Genomic DNA, 18,290 nt, shown 5'->3' on the forward strand with positions numbered 1-18,290 from the left:
CAAATATTGCTCCTAACACATTGAAAATTTACGTATTAGGAGCAATTGTTAAAATTTTCCCCGGACAGCTGTGCGGCGTGCCGCGTATGCCGAATGAAAAACGAATTAAATACATCCGCATTATGACCCATCAGTCATTTTTATGCGGATGTATTGTTTTTTTATCCGGGGAATTTTTCAATCCGGGATGTATTTGCCGCGTCCGGTGGGATTTGCCGTTTACACGTGCATCGCGATAATTTGCTGTTTCTTGGAAATTGCGGGATAAATTTCGGGAGGGGTTATAGGGAGGAGTAGGGGATTGAGAAGGTGTCGCCTTGGCGGATATCGCCGGTGGAGAGGCCGCGCCGCAGCCAGCGCGAGCGTTGGGCTGATGTGCCATGGGTGAAGGAGTCCGGGACGGCGTAGCCCTGAGCCTTTTTCTGCAGATAGTCATCGCCGATCTTCATTGAAGCGTCCAGAGCCTCCTCTATGTCGCCGGGTTCGATGGAGTTGAACATGGCGTTGTCATGATGTGCCCACACTCCGGCGAGGAAGTCGGCCTGCAGCTCGATGCGGACACTGATATTGTTGGCCTCGGTTGAGTTTGTGCGGTTCATGGCCGAGTGTGCTTCGTCGAGAGTGCCGAGGAGGTGCTGGACGTGGTGACCGACCTCGTGGGCTATGACGTAGGCGTAGGCGAAATCGCCGTCAGCACCGAGGGTCTTGCGCATATCGCGGAAGAAGGAGAGGTCGATGTAGAGACACTCGTCCGCTGAGCAGTAAAACGGGCCGACAGCGGCGGTGGCGTTACCGCAGCCGCTCTGGACGGCGTCGTTGAACAGCACGAGGGTAGGGGCTTCGTATTCAAGACCCATTTCATTGAAAAGTTTGGTCCACACGTCCTCCGTTCCGGCGAGGATCTGACGGGAGAAGCGGGCGAGCTCCTCCTCTTCCTCGGTGGGGGTGTAGGTGGCGGAGCTTTCCTGCGTACCACCGACGATGTTTCCGACATTGGATGTGAGCACGTCGAGTGGATTGCCGCCGGAAATCCACGCGATTATGGCCGCGATGATCACTGCAGTGATTCCACCGCCTATTTTGAGTCCGGGACCGCGTCCGCTTCCGCGGCGGTCACTGATGTTTGAGCTTTCGCGTCGTCCGTTGAGTCGCATACGTTGAGTTTGAAGTTTAAATTTTGATAGATTCTCCTTATAATTTAAAAATTTGGAGGGGGTAAAAGTTTATGGAATTGATAAATAAAAAAGCAGACACGTCACGATTGACGTGCCTGCCTGTCAAGACTGTAACAGTCAGTTTTTTAACGATTGATCATGCGGAGTACGTCAACACCGTTTCTACCGTAGGCGAGGTAGATGATGTCGCCGTCAACTGCAACATAATTGCAAGAAGCATTAATACCGTCTTCGGCGGTATTGCCGGGATAGTTGGTTGCACCGGGTTTACCGTTGGTATAAGTGAGCACGGGCTTAGTGATGTCGTTCTTGTCGAAGATGTAGAGACCTGAACCGAATGCGACATAGAGATACTTGTCGTCAACAGCAAGACCGTTGGCGGGGTTGACACCGAATTCACCTGCGTGATATTCAGCTACAGTCGCACCGCTCTGGTTGTACTTCTTCAGACCATTCTGGCCGAGAGCGACATAGATTGAACCGTCTTTGTCAAGAGCGATAGTGTTCTTGCCGTCAACGGGAGAGATCTTGAGATCGGTAGCAACTACAGTAGGATTGCTCCAAGTGTAGTCATTGGCATCGTAGAGACGGAGTTCTGCCATAGAAGCCACGCTGTTTTTCTCAGAGAGGTTGAGGGTAAGGATCTTATCGCCACAGAGTGAAAGGTGCTTGCCTGAACCGGCAGTGGCAACAGCTCCGTCGCGGTCGTCGTTGAGACGCTTGAGATCGCTTGTCAGAGTGTGGAAGCCGCCGTAGGAAGCAACAGAGAGATACTGACCGTTGCGAACGATGCAGTTACCGTCGCCACCATAGAATTCGGGGTTGTCAGCACCGGCAACGCGGTTACCCTTGAGGTGAGTGAAGGCGATTTCAGCATTGTTGGCAAATGTACCACCGCTGAGAGCGATTTCACCTACGATAGCGTGGTTTGCATTGTGACCGACAGCGAGGAGACGGTTACCATCGACAATGATGTGGTTGTAGTCAGTGTTGGGGTCCTGAGCGTAGGCAAGGAGCTTAATGCCTTCAGCAGTTCTCTCAACAACCTCGATACAGCCTTGGATGCCCTGACCACGCTCATGCCATGACACATAAGCCTTGTTTCCGTCAAACTGGATGCAAGTGGCCGAGATGGGATGGCTGTGTTCGTTGGTTATGAATGAGATAGTCTCAAGTTTGGGCTTATCGGTGGGATCAGTAGGAATGGTGGGATCAGTGGGGTCAGTGGGATCAGTAGGTATTGTCACGAAAATGGGAGCGCAAGAGTTAGGATCGTTGTCTGCTTCAAGCTTAACGCTACCATTTTCTTCATTGTAATTTACGCTGGCGTTGAGACCGAGAGCGTCCTTGGTGGGCTCTACATTCTCACCGTAAATCCAATTTTCGCAAAGAAGGTTGAGGTTACTGAAAGTTCCCTTGAGGTTCTCTGGACCTACATTGTTAACTTGGATTGAAGTTGCCTTTATGAGAGCTACGTCATCATCGAGCGCATAGATCTGACAGCTCTGAACATTATCGATCTTGAGAAGGTCAGTTTCGATGTAAGCACCGTCATTAAGTGCAACTTTAGCGTTAGCCATGAGTTCAATTTCGGGCGACTTGATGTAGCCTACGTGGAAAATCTGGTCATTGTCAAAGCGAACCTTCTCAGATGCTTCAAGCTTACAGTTGATATAGACTTCAGAGGTACCTGAAATGTGGATGTAGTCAACAACTACAGCACCATCTACATAAACCTCGCTCTGGAAACCGAGACGCTTGATCTGATCGATATTGGCCTTTGAATACAGAGTTACACCTTCGAGGTTAAACTCCTGATCGTCAGCTACTGTTGAGGTCAGCTTACCGAAGTTGTAGATAGTGAGGCAGTTGTCACCCTGAAACTTGTTCATATCAAATTCGAGTTCAGCACCGGGAAGCACGACAATAGTAGCCTTAAGACCTTGCCATGTATTGGCATTGAAGCCGGTGATGGTCCATTTGCCCTTAACATACACAGTAGAACCGAAGTTCTGCAATTGTCCTTTTAATTCACCTGAAACAACGAGTTGTTTAGTATCGAGTTGGTTAGGATTATTATAGAAGATGTTAGGATCAGTAAACTCGGTGATGGTAGAGAAATCGATCTTCTGAACTTCCTCGAGGAAAGCATCGAGGTCGATGTCGGGATTGATTGCACGGCTGCCGGAGTTGCCGAAAGAGAAGTTGATGACTCTTGAAGGCATGTCGGCAGGGTTAGTGAAGACTTTGAGGGCCGATTTCTCAAGTTCGGTCTTCTGAGCGTCGTCACCCTTGTTGGGATCAGAGGGAGCAGAATCATCCGAGCATGAAACCATACCGGCCATCAGCAGTGCTGCAGGAAGTGTTTTGAGTGTCGTGTTGAAAAAACGACCTTGATTGGAAAAAAATGCTTTCATGTGCATAAGTATTTTGATTGTTACAGTCTGTGTTTCTGATTGTGAATTAATTGTTTTTGTCATTTGTGATAATTTATAATCGGTGAGTTGAGATTTTGCGGTCAAGGTTTCCCTTAACGTCAAGGAATATTCCTCCGGGACGACACAGCGATTCGAGACCTAAGGAATCAAATTCGGAGTGCTTCACGCCGTAGATGACGGCGTCGTATTCGCCCCGGTGGAGGAGAGCGGGATCGGAGATGATGTCGATGCCGTAATGCCTCTTCACTTCCTCCGGATCGGCCCAAGGATCGAAGATCTGTATGCGCGAGGTGTATTTGCGGAGGGTGTCATACACGTCGGCGATCTTAGTGTTGCGCACATCGGGGCAGTTTTCCTTGAATGTGAAACCAAGGATGAGGATGCGGGAATCGACAACCGGTATGCTGGCCAAGGTCATCTGCCTGATGAGCTTCGTGACCACATATTTTGCCATCGAGTTGTTGATGCGTCGCGCCTCGGTGGTGAGTCGCGGATAGATTCCCTTGTCCTTTGACTGCTCGATGAGATAGTAGGGATCGACGCTGATGCAGTGGCCTCCCACGAGACCGGGCTTGAAGGGGAGGAAGTTCCATTTGGTTGAAGCTGCATCGATCACGTCAAAGATGTCAATGTCGATCTCGTCGAATATCATGGCCATTTCGTTCATGAACGCGATGTTGATGTCGCGCTGGGTATTCTCCATGATCTTGGCCGCCTCTGCGACCTTGATTGACGAGGCTTTGAAAGTGCCGTTGCGGAGGACCGATCCGTAGAGACCGTCTATGACCTCGGCGATCTCCGGGGTTGATCCGGAAGTGATCTTGACGATGGTCTCGACAGAGTGGAGCCTGTCACCGGGATTGATGCGCTCCGGCGAGTAGCCGAGGAAGAAATCCTCGTTGAGACGGAGGCCGGAGACCTCTTCAATGATGGGCGCACAGTATTCCTCCGTGGCACCGGGATAGACGGTGGATTCAAAGATGACGATATCACCGGCTGAGATGACGCTGCCAATGAGGCGGCTGGCACGTTCGAGCGGCGTCATGTCGGGATGATGGTGCCGATCGACAGGGGTGGGGACGGCGACTACATAGACGTTGCAGTCCCTGATATCCTCAGGGTCGGAGGTAAGACGCATGCCGTTGGCAAGAGCGGCTGCGTGGGTCTCGTGCGAGACTTCATTGTTCCTGTCAATACCCTCAGTAAGCTGACGGACGCGCTCGGCATTGAGGTCGAACCCGACTACCGGGTACTTCCCTGCGAACAGACATGCTAACGGAAAGCCTACATAACCGAGGCCGATGACAGCGATCTTAAAATCTCTCTTCATAAATTCCTTACTACTTCTTTAGTGTTTCGTGAAACATCAATTAATAGAAAAACGGTGTTTCTCAGATTCCTTCGGCTTGTGCGATCTCGGAAGTCTTGCGCGGATTCCATGAATCCTTGTAGGAGGAGAAGAAGAAGATTTCCTTGGTGTGGGCAACCAGACGCGCGAAGCGGAGGAAGTAACCTGTATAGAAAGTGGAAAGAGGAACAAATTTTATCAGCCATCTTTCTTCACGCGGCCTCTCGGTGACGAGCATTATGACTCCGAAAGCGATGAAGTTGAATATGATTCGGATAAGATAGCCGATAATAAAAATCTCGGCGATACGGTCGGGGTGCTCCATGATGAGGATCACTATGTAGAAGAACCACACATAATTGAACACGAAGTCATAGAGTATGCCCTCAAGATTGGAGATCATGTTCGAGAAAGAGAAGTGGCGTTGGGGACGGAAGAGGTCGGCATGTTTGCGGAGGCGGAAACGGACGAGCGATTTGCTCCAGCGTTGCCTCTGGCGGAAGAGGGCCGACCACTTGACGGGTACGGAGGTCATGCAGATGGCATCCTCAGCGAAATAGACGCGGAACTTGGCCTTGCGGAACTTCTGCGTGAGGTCGCCGTCGAGACCCGGACCGATGTCCCAGCCACCGACGTGGAGGAGTGCCTGACGGTCAAACGCTCCGAACGCTCCGGAGATGATGTGGAGGATACCGAGATGATTGGTGACCAAGCGTCCGACCTGAATGGTCTTGAGATACTCAAGTGCCTGCATCGAGGTGCAGATGCTGTCACGCGGATTGCGCACCTTGACCACTCCGCCGACGGCCTTGATGTTGTCATCGTAATAGAAGGGGATGAGGATTTTCTCAATGGCGTCGCGGTCAAGCGAGGAGTCGGCGTCAAGGTGAATGACATATTTGCCGTTGGCAAATTCGAGTCCGAAATTGGCTGCGCTTGCCTTTCCGCCACGCACGTTCGCACGGATGTAGCGATCGATGTAGCCTGCTTTCTCCAGATCACGGCAGATGGTGGGAGTGTCGTCATCAGATCCGTCATCGACGATTATCACCTCGTAGTTGCGGTAGGTCTGTTCGCGGAGTGAGCGGACAAGATTGAAGATGTGACGGCCTTCGTTCTTACCGGGGGCGAGGATGGTGATGAGGGGATTCTCGATGAAGAGCTTCTCACGCGCCTCCTTCTTCTGCCGGATGTATTTCCGGTAGTTGAGCTTACGCCACAACACGAGGGTGGTCTCCAGCAGATAGTAGCGCGGGAACTCAATGAAGACCAGATAGAAGTAAATGGTCAACAGAGTGTCCAACGATACATTGCGGGAGAAACCGCCGACAAGATCGTCAATGATTTTACAGATGAAATCGATCATAGAGCGTGTGTGCAGAGTTCGCGGATGCCGAGGGGGGTAAAGGTGTATTGGTAAATATCGTAAGGGGTAAGCTGATGCGGCTGGATCTGCTGGCCGCATTTCGCGCAGATCACTTTCATCTCCGAATGGAGCTGGACGGCTCCGCATTCGATGCATGTCTGGACCTTGGAGGGACGGTCATAGTCGATGCCTATGTGGCGGAGACGGCGTTTGCACTTGGGACAGCGGAGCTCGTCGTCATAGACGTAGTCGGACTCCTTGGAGATGTTGGCGCAGCGGAAGTGATGGATCATGTCCTCCTCCTTCAGGTTGGAGCTCTTACACTTGGTGCAGCATTCGCTGAAGATAAGGTGGTCATGGGAGCATGAGGGGCAGAGGTGGATTCGCTCGACGAATTTGGTCGGTTCGATATAGCCCGCTTCGAGGAGTTTCGCGGTTATTTCACGGATGTTGCTGTCGTCAGGATTGGGGTCGTTACCGACGAGACGGCGGACGATCACATATCCGGCGAAAATGGCTGAAAGACCTTCGCGCAGGGTGGGGATGGTGGTGTTGGTGAATGTGAGCTGTTCGCGCGTGAAGGAGAACACAGCCATGCGGCGGAAAAGTTCCTGTTCGTCCAGCACGGGATTATAGAAGTCATGGACGTGGAGCTTCTCGCACTGGAAGATGATCTCTTCGGCACGGATTGTGACATCGTTGTCGATGGCCGAGGGTGCGAAACCGTCGATAAGCGCGCTGATTCGCTCGAAGCTTGAGTAGTTGAGCATACTCATGAAGCGCGGGATGTAGAGGAATCTCTTGTGGACGAACGGTGAGGTCTGCGCGACCATATCGCGCACGAGATTGTAGGGGAGATGTGCTACATCAAAGAATATGATGTCAAAATCTATCGAGTCGAAATCATCTTCTATTCTTGAGTTCAGATAGTCCTGAATGACGAGGATTTTCCTGCCGGCGGAGTTTGTTTCGATGCGGTAAGGATCCATAGGTGTGATCAATCTTTTTTAGTATTAGTAATGGTTTGGTGTGATACCCATGCGGATTTATAATCCGTTTCCTTGGTGAGCGTGACCACAGCCGCGCTTGCAGCGTCGGGAGAGGGGAACGACGCGATGGAGATGCGGTAGCGTCCGTCGCCGACAATCACGCGAGAGCCGGCGAAGCCCTGTTTGCGCAGCTTGGCCACAAAGGAGTCGGCGAAATCGCGCTCCGGACTGCTTCCGACAATGATGTGGAAAGAGCCTCTCGTGGCGTTTTGTATAGTAGATAGCGAGGCTGTGGCTGCCGGAGCGGCAGGTTTGGTCTGAGTTGCAGTAGCAGGCTTGGCCGATGATGCGGCTGCGGGTTTAGCCGGGGTCTGAGCCGTTGGTTTAGCGGCTGTGGCTGCGGGCTTGGCCGGAGTTGCGGCTGCGGGTTTGGCTGCGGCCGGTGACTGGGTTGTGCTTGCAGCCGGGGTCGTGGTCGAGCGGCGGGGTACTGTTTTATAGGGCGACGACTCCTTCTGCTGAGGATTGGGACTTGTGTTGCTCTGAGAATGGACACGGCGAGAGTGGGGATCACTGAAGAGGCTGTCTTCTTTGGACGGATAGTCGTCGTTCCATTCCTGAATGGTCACCTTGTTGTCGCGCCATCTCTTTATAGAGTTCAGGTCAATACCGTAGGTGGTGTTGAAGATGATGTAGTCATCCACATTGCTTGTGCCTTCGAGGAATTTGTTGATGCGCAGCATGACCGGGAGGCCGTTGATGAGCGACCAGAACGGCACGTCCTGATCGGGGTCGATGTTGAAGACGACGATGGAGGCCGTATGGTCACGCGAAAGGGTGCTGCGCAGCTCACCGGGGATTTCCTCGGTTCGGGCACCAAGCATGAGGACGCTGGCGGTATATGATATCTTGTCTGTTACGATAACTGTTGCTTTTGTCTGGTAGTTTATGTATTTCATCTGGTCGGGTTTGACGTAGGCCACGACTGAGACGTTGTTGTCGGCAAGGTTGAGACCTTGGGCGGTCATGATGGGTTCTCCACGGAGCACGAGGGAGTAGGTCGGGACGAGTTTCTCGGTGACGATCGAGGAGTCGGCCGCGATGGAGTGGCGGACCACGCCGAGACTGTCGAGAAGGGAAAGATTGCGCATGTCAGACATGCGGAGGTATCCGTGACCGCCGTTGGTCAGACGCTGCACGGATTCCTGTCCCTGAAGGATGGCGTTCCAGAGGACGCCGAGTTTCTTTCGCAGAGCTTTATACTGTTCGCGTGCCTCGGAGAGTTCCTGTTCGGTGCGGAGCTTGTTGTGGTTGTTGCTGAGGCCGAACTTGATGTTGTGGTCCTCGACGGAGAGCTGGCGTTCGAGCTCGGCGATGCGGACTTGGAGCACGTTGAGATCCTGACGCGTCAGGCCGTACTGGACTCTCATGTCGCGGTCGCGGACGAGGATGGTGGGTTCGTAGTCGTTGCTCTCGTGTTTGTAGAAGTTGTTGGCAATAACGTAGGAGAAAACAGTGTCGCCGGGGAGGATGAGGTCGCCGACTCGCCATTTCGAGTCGAGGAAATAGATATCATCGTCGGTGCGGAAAGTATAGTAGTCAGCCGAGACATAGCCGTCGAACTCCACATAGACGCTCTTGCGGTAAAGCCACACACAGATGGCCGCGATGATGATTGCAAGAATGACGGAGTAGATGAACTGCTGCTTGTATATCTTGCGCTTACGTTCGCGGAGGATTCTCTCAATGTCCTGCTGGTCATTGGTTTCGGTCTGGCTAAAACTGAAGTCTCTCATTGGATTATGCCTGTTAAGATGGTCGGGTTAAACTTTAGACGGCGGCCACGCTCGCCTCGGTCTCTTTGCAGAAATTCAGGATGGAGATGTCGGGGAGGTAAATTTGGAGAGAAGCCAGCATGCAGTCACGCTGATAGCTGAAGGAGAGAAGACGCTCGCAGCAGAGGATGTAGGCGTTGTATTCCCTCATACGGGCGAGGTAGTTGTACTCGCCGATGCGGTTGACGTAGGCATCCTTGCGGAGGTTGAGATAGGTCTTTAGTTCAGTCAGCCGGGCCACCTCGCCGATGATGGAGCGGTTCATGCGCTCGATGTCGAGGAGGATGAGGTGGATATTGTCGGCTATCACGGCCGTCAGACGGTCCTTTTCAAGCGACAGGACTTCCTTTTCGGCTTTGAGGGCGCGGCGTTTTTTGCCAGTCTCGCCGGAGATGGGGATTATGAAGCTGACACCTGCATCGATGTTTGAGGAGTTGTCGATGACGGGACGCGTGTAGTAGGAATAGCGGAGGAAGGGCGAGAAGTTGAGAGTGGACCAATAGGAAGTGTTGGCTATCTGTTGGTCAAGTAGTTGCTGGCGCAGGATCAGTGAGCTTGTCTCGACATTGTAGCGGCTGATAAAGGTCATTAGGGCCGCGCTGTCAACCGTCACTATGGCTGCGCCGGGTGCTGAGAGGTCGGAGGTCGGCGGGGCGGGATTGACGATTGAGGCCATGAGCCGTTCGGCCTCGGATTTCTCGTTGAGTATCTCAAGAAGATCGTCGCTCGAAATGCCTCCTTGTTTCAACAGGTAGGATAGGGTCTCGTCTAGGAGTGAAAGATTGTAGATGCGATGGGCAAGTACGCCTGACAGGAGACTGTCGTAGTGGATGCGGAACTGCTCTTTCTGCAGGGCGACGAGGCGACCGATGTCTTCACGACGGTAGTCGAGTTTGCTGATTTCGCCACGGATGCGGATCTCATTTGCCTTTCCCTTGCGGTGAAGGAGTCCGCTTCCGAAGATGTTCCATCGTATATCGGCTTGAACTTTAGCTTTGTAACGCGAGAGCGCATCGTCTTCATCCAGACCGAAACCTTCGTCAAGACGACCGTAGATCTGTCCGTTGACAGAGAGTCCGGTCACGCTTCTTGCGGCGGCGATCTGGGCATCAACACGGTTGTTGATCACCGAATCGACACGGGCAGTGTCGATTGGCTGTATGTTTGCTTTCAAACGGGCAACCTCGGAATTGCCCTTCCCGTCAAGTCCACCAGTGACGGGGTTGTGGATAATTGAGTCAAGTATGCAAAAACGTGATTCAAAGCGACCGAACAGAGTTTCGGCATCCTGAGCGTTGATGCAATCGTGACCAAAAAGCCCGCATAAAATGAGGGCAATGATCATCTTTAGTTTCATTACGTCGTCGTGTGTCGATAAACATGCGCACGTGTAAATTCCAATTAAAAGCACGCTGCGCCGATTGGTCATGAGTAGGTGTTACTATCTGAACTATAGTAGGGTAGGTGTGGACAAAATCCACGGGGGCAAGTCAGAAAAAGCAGGAGTCAACTTCTACACAGAAATCCTGTAGTTGCACCGGGGCATATCAAAGTGTGACCCCTTTGGCAAAATTGCACTTGGTTAAATGCAATTATGTGATTTTCCGTGTGTTAGAAAATTGGGAGAGAGTTATGTTTAATTTTATATTGTTGTGACAATACATGGCCATATATATTGTAGTGATAAGTATATTGATGATTTTTCTTGTAGATAGGTAAAATGAGTTTCAATCCAAGGGTTACGGTAAGATCGGTGGACTGCGAGATCAGTCAGAATCAAAGCGATTTTTGAGTCGATCGAGCGATCCGGCCGATGATCCGTGATGCTGGCTAAAAATCATTTTGACAAAGGTATGAATAAATTCCGTAATGACAAAAAAATGATGCGTTAATTCGTTAGTGTTAAAATCGTTTAGCATAGTTTTAGTTAAAATAAATGACTTGTGACGGGGATTTGGGAATGTGGAAAAATTTGGCTACATTTGCATATTGAACCGCACGTGTCGGCTGAGCCGCGTAAATGGTGTGAATCTGAGGCGTGGCTGAGGGCATTGTGACGCTATGATCGCCGATCGCAGTGCGAAACAGTTAGGAAGAATCCCACAGTACAATATAGTAAAACAATAGATAGAATGAATATCAAGTCAATAATTCTGGGCCTTGCGGCGGTGTTGCCGCTGGAGGCTCTGGCATGTACGAGTCTGATCGCCGGCAAGAAGGCTACGGCTGACGGCTCGGTGCTTGTGACGTATGCGGCGGACAGCCATACGCTTTACGGAGAGCTTTACAACCGTCCCGGCGGTAAGCATGCCCCCGGTTCGATGAGAAAGATCACGGAGTGGGATACGGGTAAGTATCTCGGTGAAATCCCTGAAGTGGCGGAGACATATACGACCATCGGTAACATGAACGAGCATGGTCTGACGATCTCGGAAAGCACATGGGGTGGCCGTCAGGAGCTTGAGGACACGACGGGTATCATGGACTACGGTTCGCTGATCTACGTGACGCTCGAACGTGCGAAGACCGCGCGCGAGGCCATCAAGATCATGACTGATCTGGTGAATGACTACGGGTATCATTCGAGCGGCGAGTCGTTTTCGATAGCCGATGCGGATGAGGCGTGGATAATGGAGCTGATCGGCAAGGGTGGTAAGGAGAAGGGTGCCGTATGGGTGGCACGCCGTATCCCGGATGACTGTATAGCCGGTCACGCCAATCATCCGCGTATCCACAAATTCCCGATGAACGATAAGGAGAATACGATCTATTCGCCGGACGTGATCGATTTCGCGCGCAAGATGGGCTACTATGACGGGAAGGATGAGGATTTCAGCTTCTCGCTTGCCTACGGTGAACTTGACGAGACGGCCACACGCGGTTGCGATGGGCGTGTGTGGAGCTATTTCAACCGTTTTAAGAGCGGAATGGACGAGTATCTGCCTTGGGTCATGAAGGCCGAGGGTGAGCCTTTCCCCCTCTGGGTCAAGCCCGACAGTCTCGTGAGCCTCAACGACATGAAGTGGATGATGCGTGACCACTTCGAGGGTACGCCGATGGATATGACGCAGGATATAGGCGCAGGTCCGTATGCGGTGCCTTACCGCTGGCGTCCGATGACGTTCAAGGTCGATGACAAGGAGTATCTCAACGAGCGCGCGATCGCCACTCAGCAGACGGGCTTCTCGTTCGTGTCGCAGATGAATTCTGAGTTCCCTGAGCTGATGCGCGGCATACTCTGGTTTGGCGTTGATGATGCCAATACTTGTGTGTATGTCCCGATGTATTGCGGCATCACCTCGATCCCTCATGAGTTTGCCGTCGGTAACGGTGACCTTCTGACCCTCTCGTGGGATGCTGCGTTCTGGGTCAACAGCTATGTGGCCAATCAGGCTTATCATCAGTACAGCAAGATGATCGATGATATCCGCCGTGTGCAGAAGGGTGAGGAAGCCACGCTTGAAAACGAGGTGACGACGATGCTTGCCGAAGTCCCTGCACTCGACGATGCTACCGCGCGTCAGCGTCTCAACGAACATTCGGCCACAGCTTCGAAACGCTATGTGAAGAACTACAAGGATCTCGGTGATTATCTGCTCGTGAAGTACATGGACGGAAATATCAAGCGTGAGAAGGACGGTAAGTTCGAGCGTACGCCCGAAGGAATGCCTGTCTCTCCGATCTATGGCGGATATGACGAGCGTTATTACCGCTCGATCGCTGACCAGACCGGCGACCATCTGCGCATTAAGTAATGATTAAAAAGGACTGATGACAGAATCGTATCTCGATAAGCTGAACGAACAGCAACGTGCGGCCGTGGAGTTTTGCGACGGACCTCAGCTGGTGATAGCCGGCGCAGGCTCAGGCAAGACCCGCGTGCTCACATATAAAATAGTACATCTTCTGCGCCTTGGCTATGAGCCTTGGCGCATTTTGGCTTTGACCTTTACCAATAAGGCGGCGAGGGAGATGCGCGAGCGAATCGAAGAGCTCGTCGGGCATGAGACGGCCTCGAAACTGTGGATGGGAACCTTCCACTCGATTTTCGCCCGTATCCTCCGTTCCAATGCCGACCGTCTCGGCTTCAAGAGCAATTTTACGATCTATGATGCGGCCGACAGCAAGTCGCTTGTCAAGACGATCATAAAGGATATGCAGCTTGACGACAAGGTGTATAAGCCCTCCGCTGTGCTATCGGCCATATCCGGTGCGAAGAACGCGCTCGTGTCGCCGGAGGATTACGCGATGAGCCGCGATGTGATCGAGGCCGACCGAAGGGCCAAGCGTCCGGAGCTCCATGCGATCTACAAGGCATATTGCGACCGCTGCATCGCTTCGAGCGCGATGGATTTCGATGACCTGCTCTACTATACGAACGTGCTTCTGCGCGACAATCCCGATGTGCTCCGCCACTACCGCGAATTTTTCCGCTATGTGCTGGTGGATGAGTATCAGGACACCAATTTCGCGCAGCATGTGATCGTCACGCAGCTGACACGCGAGAGCGGTAAGCTCTGTGTGGTCGGTGACGATGCGCAGAGCATCTATTCGTTCCGAGGGGCCAATATCCGTAATATTCTTGATCTGCGCGCCACCTATCCGGAGCTATCGACCTTCAAGCTCGAACGTAATTACCGCTCGACACGCAACATCATAAATGCCGCCGGATCACTCATCGATAAGAACCGTGACCAGATCCCCAAGCAGGTCTATTCGGAGAACGAAAAGGGTGCGCCGATCGAGGTGGTGAAGTGTTACAGCGATTTCGAGGAGGCATATCAGGTAGCTGCACGGATCTCGCAGCTCAAGATGCGTTCGGGCGACAGCGCGGATGAATTTGCCATACTCTACCGAACGAACGCGCAGAGCCGAGTGCTTGAGGAGGCTTTGAGAAAAAGAAATGTGCCTTACAGGATCTACGGCGGTCTGTCGTTCTATCAGCGTAAGGAAGTGAAGGATGCGATAGCCTACTTCCGTATGGCTATAAATCCGGATGATGACGAGGCTCTGAAGCGAATCATCAACTTCCCGGCGCGTGGTATCGGTGACACTACACTCGGCAAGCTCATCGGGCGTGCGATCGAGGACAATGTCAGCATCTGGACCGTGATTCAGGAGCCGGACAAGCATCCGGCAGGGTTGAATGCGGGTACTATGCGTAAGCTCGATGCCTTTGCCGGGCTAATAACTGAATTTACGGAGCTGAACCGCAAGGGGGCTGACGCTATGGAAGTGGCTACGCGGGTAATCGAGCGTACGGGGTTGTTCACCATGCTTCTCCATGACAATACTCCCGAAAGTATCTCTAAGCAGGAGAATCTTCAGGAGTTGCTCAACGGTGTCAAGGATTTCGTCAATACGCGCGTTGAGGAGGGCAATCCTGCATGCGGGCTTGCCGATTTCATGGCTGAGGTCTCACTAGCTACCGATCAGGATTCGGACTCCGACGGAGTGGAAGAGCGTGTGACGCTCATGACAGTCCATGCGGCGAAGGGCCTTGAATTTAACAATGTGTTTGTCGTCGGGGTGGAGGAGGAGTTGTTTCCGTCCGCTATGGCACAGGATTCTCCGGCTCAGATTGAGGAGGAGCGCAGACTGATGTATGTGGCAATTACCCGTGCGAGAAAATTCTGTATGCTCAGTTATGCCGGTTCGCGTTTCCGTAACGGTCAGACGGCCACCTGCCGTCCGTCGCGTTTCCTTGGTGACATTGATCCGGCCTATCTGCGTCTCGCTACAAATGATGTGCTCGGTAATTTCGCCCCGAAGGTCCGGCCTACCGTCAACTATGCCGCATCGATGGCCGGAAGCGCGAGGAGTCTCAATGCGCTCCGTCAGGAAGTGGGGCAGCGACCGACGTCGGCGTTGCGCCGTCCCCAGGATATCGCCGTTCCGTCGGCCCGTACACCGCAAAAGGCGTCAGCTGTTCCTGCACAGGGTGGTTTCGCCGTGCATTCGCGCGATGAGCTGACTCCCGGCATGAGGATCGAACATGCCAAGTTCGGTGCGGGTACGATCACCAATATCGACAGTTCGGGGCCGGATGCGCGCATGACCGTTGATTTTGACACTACGGATTCGCGCACGTTAATGCTCAAATTTGCGAAATTCGCTATTATTGAAGATAAAAAGTAGAAAAAACATATTTACAGCTAAATCATGACACAGAATCAGCTGCCGACACCATATTATATCGTATATGAGAACAGGATGCGTCGCAATCTTGAACTGATCAGCCGTGTGGAGCGCGAGGCCGGAGTCAATATCATCATGGCTTTTAAGGCTAATGCCCTTTGGCGCAGTTTCCCGATAGTGCGGGAGTATAACCGCGATTTTACGGCGAGTTCGCTGAATGAACTCCGGCTCGGTAACGAAGAGCTGGGTGGTGAGGCTCATGTCTATTGTCCGGTCTATACGGAAGCGACGATCGGTGAATTTCTGTTGCGAGCATCGCATCTCACATTCAACTCTCTCAATCAGTGGGAGCGTTACGGTGCGCGGACTCTTGAAGCAGGGGTGTCGCCGGGGCTGAGGGTCAATCCGCAGTGTTCGGTCATCGACACGGAGATATACAATCCGGCACTTCCGGGATCACGTTTCGGGGTGACGGCCGAGCAACTTGGCGGGGAGCTTCCGGAGGGGATCGAAGGGCTGCACTTCCATGCGTTGTGCGAAAGTTCAAGCTATGATCTTGAAAAGGTGCTCGCAGCGTTTGAAGGCCAGTTCGGACGATATTTCAAGCAGCTGAAATGGGTGAATTTCGGCGGCGGTCATCTGATGACACGCGAAGGTTATGACGTGGATCATCTTATCGGTCTCCTTCGTGATTTCCGCAGCCGCTATCCTTGGCTCAAAGTCGTCATGGAGCCGGGTAGCGCGTGGATGTGGCGCACGGGTGATCTCATAACCGAAGTGCTCGACGTCGTGGATAATCAGGGGATAAAGACCGCCATCATCGACGCCAGCTTCGCCTGCCACATGCCGGACTGTCTGGAGATGCCTTACAAGCCTGCCATAAGTGAGAGCGTGGATGAAGCGGAGGGGTTGCCGCGCTACCGTCTCGGCGGAAATTCGTGTCTGAGCGGTGACTATGTGGGTGACTGGTGGTTTAAAGAGCCGTTGAAAGCCGGTGACCGCCTTACGCTTGAGGATATGAACCACTACACGACGGTAAAGACTACGATGTTCAACGGCATACAGCATCCGGCGATGGTCCTGTGTGACACGAATGGCAAGTGCACATACCTCCGTCGTTTCGACTACGAGGATTATAAGCACCGCATGTCCTAAATCTCAAAATAAAGCATCATGGAAAACAGACCTGCGGAAAAGCCGCGTTTTTCAGTAATAGTGCCTGTCTATAACCGCATAGACGAGGTGCGTGATCTTCTCGGAAGCCTTTCGGCACAGACCCTCAAAAATTTTGAAGTCGTGATCGTGGAGGATGGCTCTACAGCACCGTGTGAGGAAGCTGTCAGAGAAGTGAGGGATGTCGATGTCAGCTATTATTATAAGGAAAACGAGGGGCGGTCGATTGCCCGCAACTACGGGCTTGAGCGAGCGCGGGGCGACTATTTTATTTTCTTTGACAGTGACTGTGTGATTCCGCCGGATTATTTTGCAACGCTGACGCAGGAGCTTGACGCTCATCCGACCGATTGCTTCGGTGGGCCGGATTCGGCTCATGAGTCGTTCAGCTCGACGCAGAAGGCCATCAATTTTGCAATGACATCGTTTCTTACCACCGGGGGCATACGCGGCGGAAAGGTGAGTCTGGAGAAATTTGTGCCACGCACGTTCAATATGGGCTTTGCCCGTAAGGTCTATGAAAAGGTCGGTGGTTTCCGCGAGATGTTTTCGGAGGATATCGACATGTCAACACGCATACGCGAGGCTGGTTTCAGCATCGCGTTGGTCCGCCCGGCCTACGTCTATCACAAGCGTAGGATTGATCTCAAAAAGTTCCTCAGACAGGTGTATGTGTTCGGCATGTCGCGCATCACTCTGAAGCTGCTTTATCCCGGTTCGCTGAAAGCCGTGCATGCTCTTCCGGCCATCGCTGTCCTTATCGGGCTCGCTTTGGTAGTACTGGCCATTACCGTGTCGCCTTGGTTTCTGCTTCCGCTGGCCATATATCTCGCTGCGATATTTATTGCCGCGCTTATTTCAACACGCTCTATCGTCATCGCGGCAAAGGCCGTCCCGGCAAGTGTCATTCAGATCTGCGGTTACGGATGCGGTTTCATTAAGGCTTACGTCATAAAGATCCTGCTCGGTAAGGGACGCGATGTCGAGGAGGAAATAATGATGCGTAAAGGAAAGTAGGAGGAGATTATGGATACACTCACACCATTCACCGCGCGACGCATCCACGATCTCGGAGATGACGAGAAGCCGCGCGAGAAGGCGTTAAGTCAGGGCATACGCGCGCTGAGCGATGCAGAGCTTGTCGGGTTGATATTCGGCGGCGGACTGCCCGGAATGTCGGTGGTGGATCTCGCCCGTGCTATTCTCCGCGACTGTGATAACCGTGTAGATAATCTTGCCCGCCTGACGATGGATGAACTGATGGCTAAGTATAAGGGCGTCGGGCCGGCGAAAGCCGTGTGTCTTGCAGCTGCCTTTGAACTCGGACGGCGTAACCGCGAGCAACTTGCTGAGAACCGTGATGTGACCATACGGTCGAGTGAGGATGTGGCCACGATGATGTCTCCGCTGATGGAGAGTCTGGATTATGAGGAATTCTGGGTGTTGATGCTTTCGAGAAACAATAAGGTGAAGTATCGCCGTTGTATCTCGCAAGGAGGAACGGCTGGCACGGTAGTGGATGTGAAACTGCTGCTGAAACGAGCGGTGGATTGCCTTGCATCCGGGATAATACTTGTGCACAATCATCCGTCGGGGAATCCGAATCCGAGTGTGGAGGATGACAGGCTGACACGCAAAATCAAGGAAGGGGCGGCGTATCTCGATATACGTGTGCTTGACCATGTGATCATTGCCCACAGAAAATACTATTCCTATATGGATGAAGGGAAATTGTAGCTTTCACTATCATTATGGTAATGATAGGTTGAAGAGCGCATGAGTAAAATAAATTAACTTCCGGTTGTGGGCAGCGTGCCCGGCAACCGGA

General features: G+C 52.4%; 13 protein-coding genes. 6 read left to right on the plus strand and 7 right to left on the minus strand.

The window, feature by feature from the left end; all coding sequences use genetic code 11:
* Nucleotides 1–239, plus strand: a 239-nt coding sequence (locus tag K2G41_RS04515; RefSeq protein WP_300115077.1) for a hypothetical protein, incomplete at its 5' end; no start/stop codon positions are given.
* A gap of 42 nt (nt 240–281) precedes the next feature.
* On the opposite strand, the gene K2G41_RS04520 is transcribed toward K2G41_RS04515, so the two are convergent.
* The 7 genes from K2G41_RS04520 to K2G41_RS04550 form a co-directional block, all read right to left on the minus strand.
* Nucleotides 282–1,154, minus strand: a complete 873-nt coding sequence (locus K2G41_RS04520) for a neutral zinc metallopeptidase (RefSeq protein WP_300115080.1) — start codon at nt 1,152–1,154, stop codon at nt 282–284.
* A 146-nt stretch (nt 1,155–1,300) separates the two neighbouring features.
* Complete coding sequence (locus K2G41_RS04525) at nt 1,301–3,592, minus strand: hypothetical protein (RefSeq protein ID WP_300115083.1); 2,292 nt, start codon at nt 3,590–3,592, stop codon at nt 1,301–1,303.
* Between the two features lie 73 nt (nt 3,593–3,665).
* Nucleotides 3,666–4,943, minus strand: coding sequence for a nucleotide sugar dehydrogenase (locus tag K2G41_RS04530; protein WP_300115087.1), 1,278 nt, complete (start codon nt 4,941–4,943; stop codon nt 3,666–3,668).
* A 61-nt stretch (nt 4,944–5,004) separates the two neighbouring features.
* A complete protein-coding gene (locus K2G41_RS04535) occupies nt 5,005–6,327 on the minus strand; it encodes a glycosyltransferase (protein WP_300115090.1) in 1,323 nt (440 codons plus the stop codon).
* Nucleotides 6,324–7,316, minus strand: coding sequence for a hypothetical protein (locus K2G41_RS04540; protein WP_300115093.1), 993 nt, complete (start codon nt 7,314–7,316; stop codon nt 6,324–6,326). Before K2G41_RS04540 ends, K2G41_RS04535 begins: the two co-directional genes overlap by 4 nt.
* A gap of 8 nt (nt 7,317–7,324) precedes the next feature.
* Nucleotides 7,325–9,112 (minus strand): SPOR domain-containing protein, encoded by a 1,788-nt coding sequence (locus K2G41_RS04545; protein WP_300115097.1) that lies wholly within the window; start codon nt 9,110–9,112, stop codon nt 7,325–7,327.
* A gap of 34 nt (nt 9,113–9,146) precedes the next feature.
* Nucleotides 9,147–10,508: a hypothetical protein gene (locus tag K2G41_RS04550; RefSeq protein ID WP_300115100.1), complete on the minus strand. Its 1,362-nt coding sequence runs from the start codon at nt 10,506–10,508 to the stop codon at nt 9,147–9,149.
* A 775-nt stretch (nt 10,509–11,283) separates the two neighbouring features.
* On the opposite strand from K2G41_RS04550, the gene K2G41_RS04555 reads away from it, so the two are divergent.
* Genes K2G41_RS04555 through radC form a run of 5 tightly spaced genes read left to right on the plus strand, consistent with a single transcriptional unit; the run spans nt 11,284 to nt 18,199 of the window.
* Entirely contained in the window at nt 11,284–12,906 is a 1,623-nt protein-coding gene (locus tag K2G41_RS04555; RefSeq protein WP_300115103.1) for a C69 family dipeptidase, read from the plus strand.
* 16 nt (nt 12,907–12,922) lie between these two features.
* Nucleotides 12,923–15,289 carry a UvrD-helicase domain-containing protein gene (locus K2G41_RS04560; protein WP_300115106.1) on the plus strand — a complete coding sequence of 789 codons (2,367 nt, stop codon included), beginning with the start codon at nt 12,923–12,925 and terminating at the stop codon, nt 15,287–15,289.
* A 21-nt stretch (nt 15,290–15,310) separates the two neighbouring features.
* The gene (gene nspC / locus K2G41_RS04565; RefSeq protein ID WP_300115142.1) at nt 15,311–16,444 is read left to right on the plus strand and encodes a carboxynorspermidine decarboxylase; all 1,134 of its coding nucleotides are present in this window, start codon (nt 15,311–15,313) and stop codon (nt 16,442–16,444) included.
* A gap of 18 nt (nt 16,445–16,462) precedes the next feature.
* Nucleotides 16,463–17,479: a glycosyltransferase gene (locus K2G41_RS04570; RefSeq protein WP_300115109.1), complete on the plus strand. Its 1,017-nt coding sequence runs from the start codon at nt 16,463–16,465 to the stop codon at nt 17,477–17,479.
* 9 nt (nt 17,480–17,488) lie between these two features.
* A complete protein-coding gene (gene radC / locus K2G41_RS04575; RefSeq protein ID WP_300115112.1) occupies nt 17,489–18,199 on the plus strand; it encodes a DNA repair protein RadC in 711 nt (236 codons plus the stop codon).
* Nucleotides 18,200–18,290 lie beyond the last annotated feature (91 nt).

Origin of the sequence: Duncaniella sp. (assembly GCF_029056165.1) — a bacterium.
Classification (GTDB): domain Bacteria; phylum Bacteroidota; class Bacteroidia; order Bacteroidales; family Muribaculaceae; genus Duncaniella.

What these genes read in the sequence shown, in the direction of transcription:
- K2G41_RS04545 (WP_300115097.1), bottom strand. Translation starts at nt 9,112, where the DNA reads ATGAGAGACTTCAGTTTTAGCCAGACCGAAACCAATGACCAGCAGGAC.
- K2G41_RS04520 (WP_300115080.1), bottom strand. Translation starts at nt 1,154, where the DNA reads ATGCGACTCAACGGACGACGCGAAAGCTCAAACATCAGTGACCGCCGC.
- K2G41_RS04550 (WP_300115100.1), bottom strand. Translation starts at nt 10,508, where the DNA reads ATGAAACTAAAGATGATCATTGCCCTCATTTTATGCGGGCTTTTTGGT.
- radC (WP_300115112.1), top strand. Translation starts at nt 17,489, where the DNA reads ATGGATACACTCACACCATTCACCGCGCGACGCATCCACGATCTCGGA.
- K2G41_RS04555 (WP_300115103.1), top strand. Translation starts at nt 11,284, where the DNA reads ATGAATATCAAGTCAATAATTCTGGGCCTTGCGGCGGTGTTGCCGCTG.
- K2G41_RS04560 (WP_300115106.1), top strand. Translation starts at nt 12,923, where the DNA reads ATGACAGAATCGTATCTCGATAAGCTGAACGAACAGCAACGTGCGGCC.
- K2G41_RS04540 (WP_300115093.1), bottom strand. Translation starts at nt 7,316, where the DNA reads ATGGATCCTTACCGCATCGAAACAAACTCCGCCGGCAGGAAAATCCTC.
- K2G41_RS04530 (WP_300115087.1), bottom strand. Translation starts at nt 4,943, where the DNA reads ATGAAGAGAGATTTTAAGATCGCTGTCATCGGCCTCGGTTATGTAGGC.
- K2G41_RS04535 (WP_300115090.1), bottom strand. Translation starts at nt 6,327, where the DNA reads ATGATCGATTTCATCTGTAAAATCATTGACGATCTTGTCGGCGGTTTC.
- K2G41_RS04525 (WP_300115083.1), bottom strand. Translation starts at nt 3,592, where the DNA reads ATGAAAGCATTTTTTTCCAATCAAGGTCGTTTTTTCAACACGACACTC.
- K2G41_RS04570 (WP_300115109.1), top strand. Translation starts at nt 16,463, where the DNA reads ATGGAAAACAGACCTGCGGAAAAGCCGCGTTTTTCAGTAATAGTGCCT.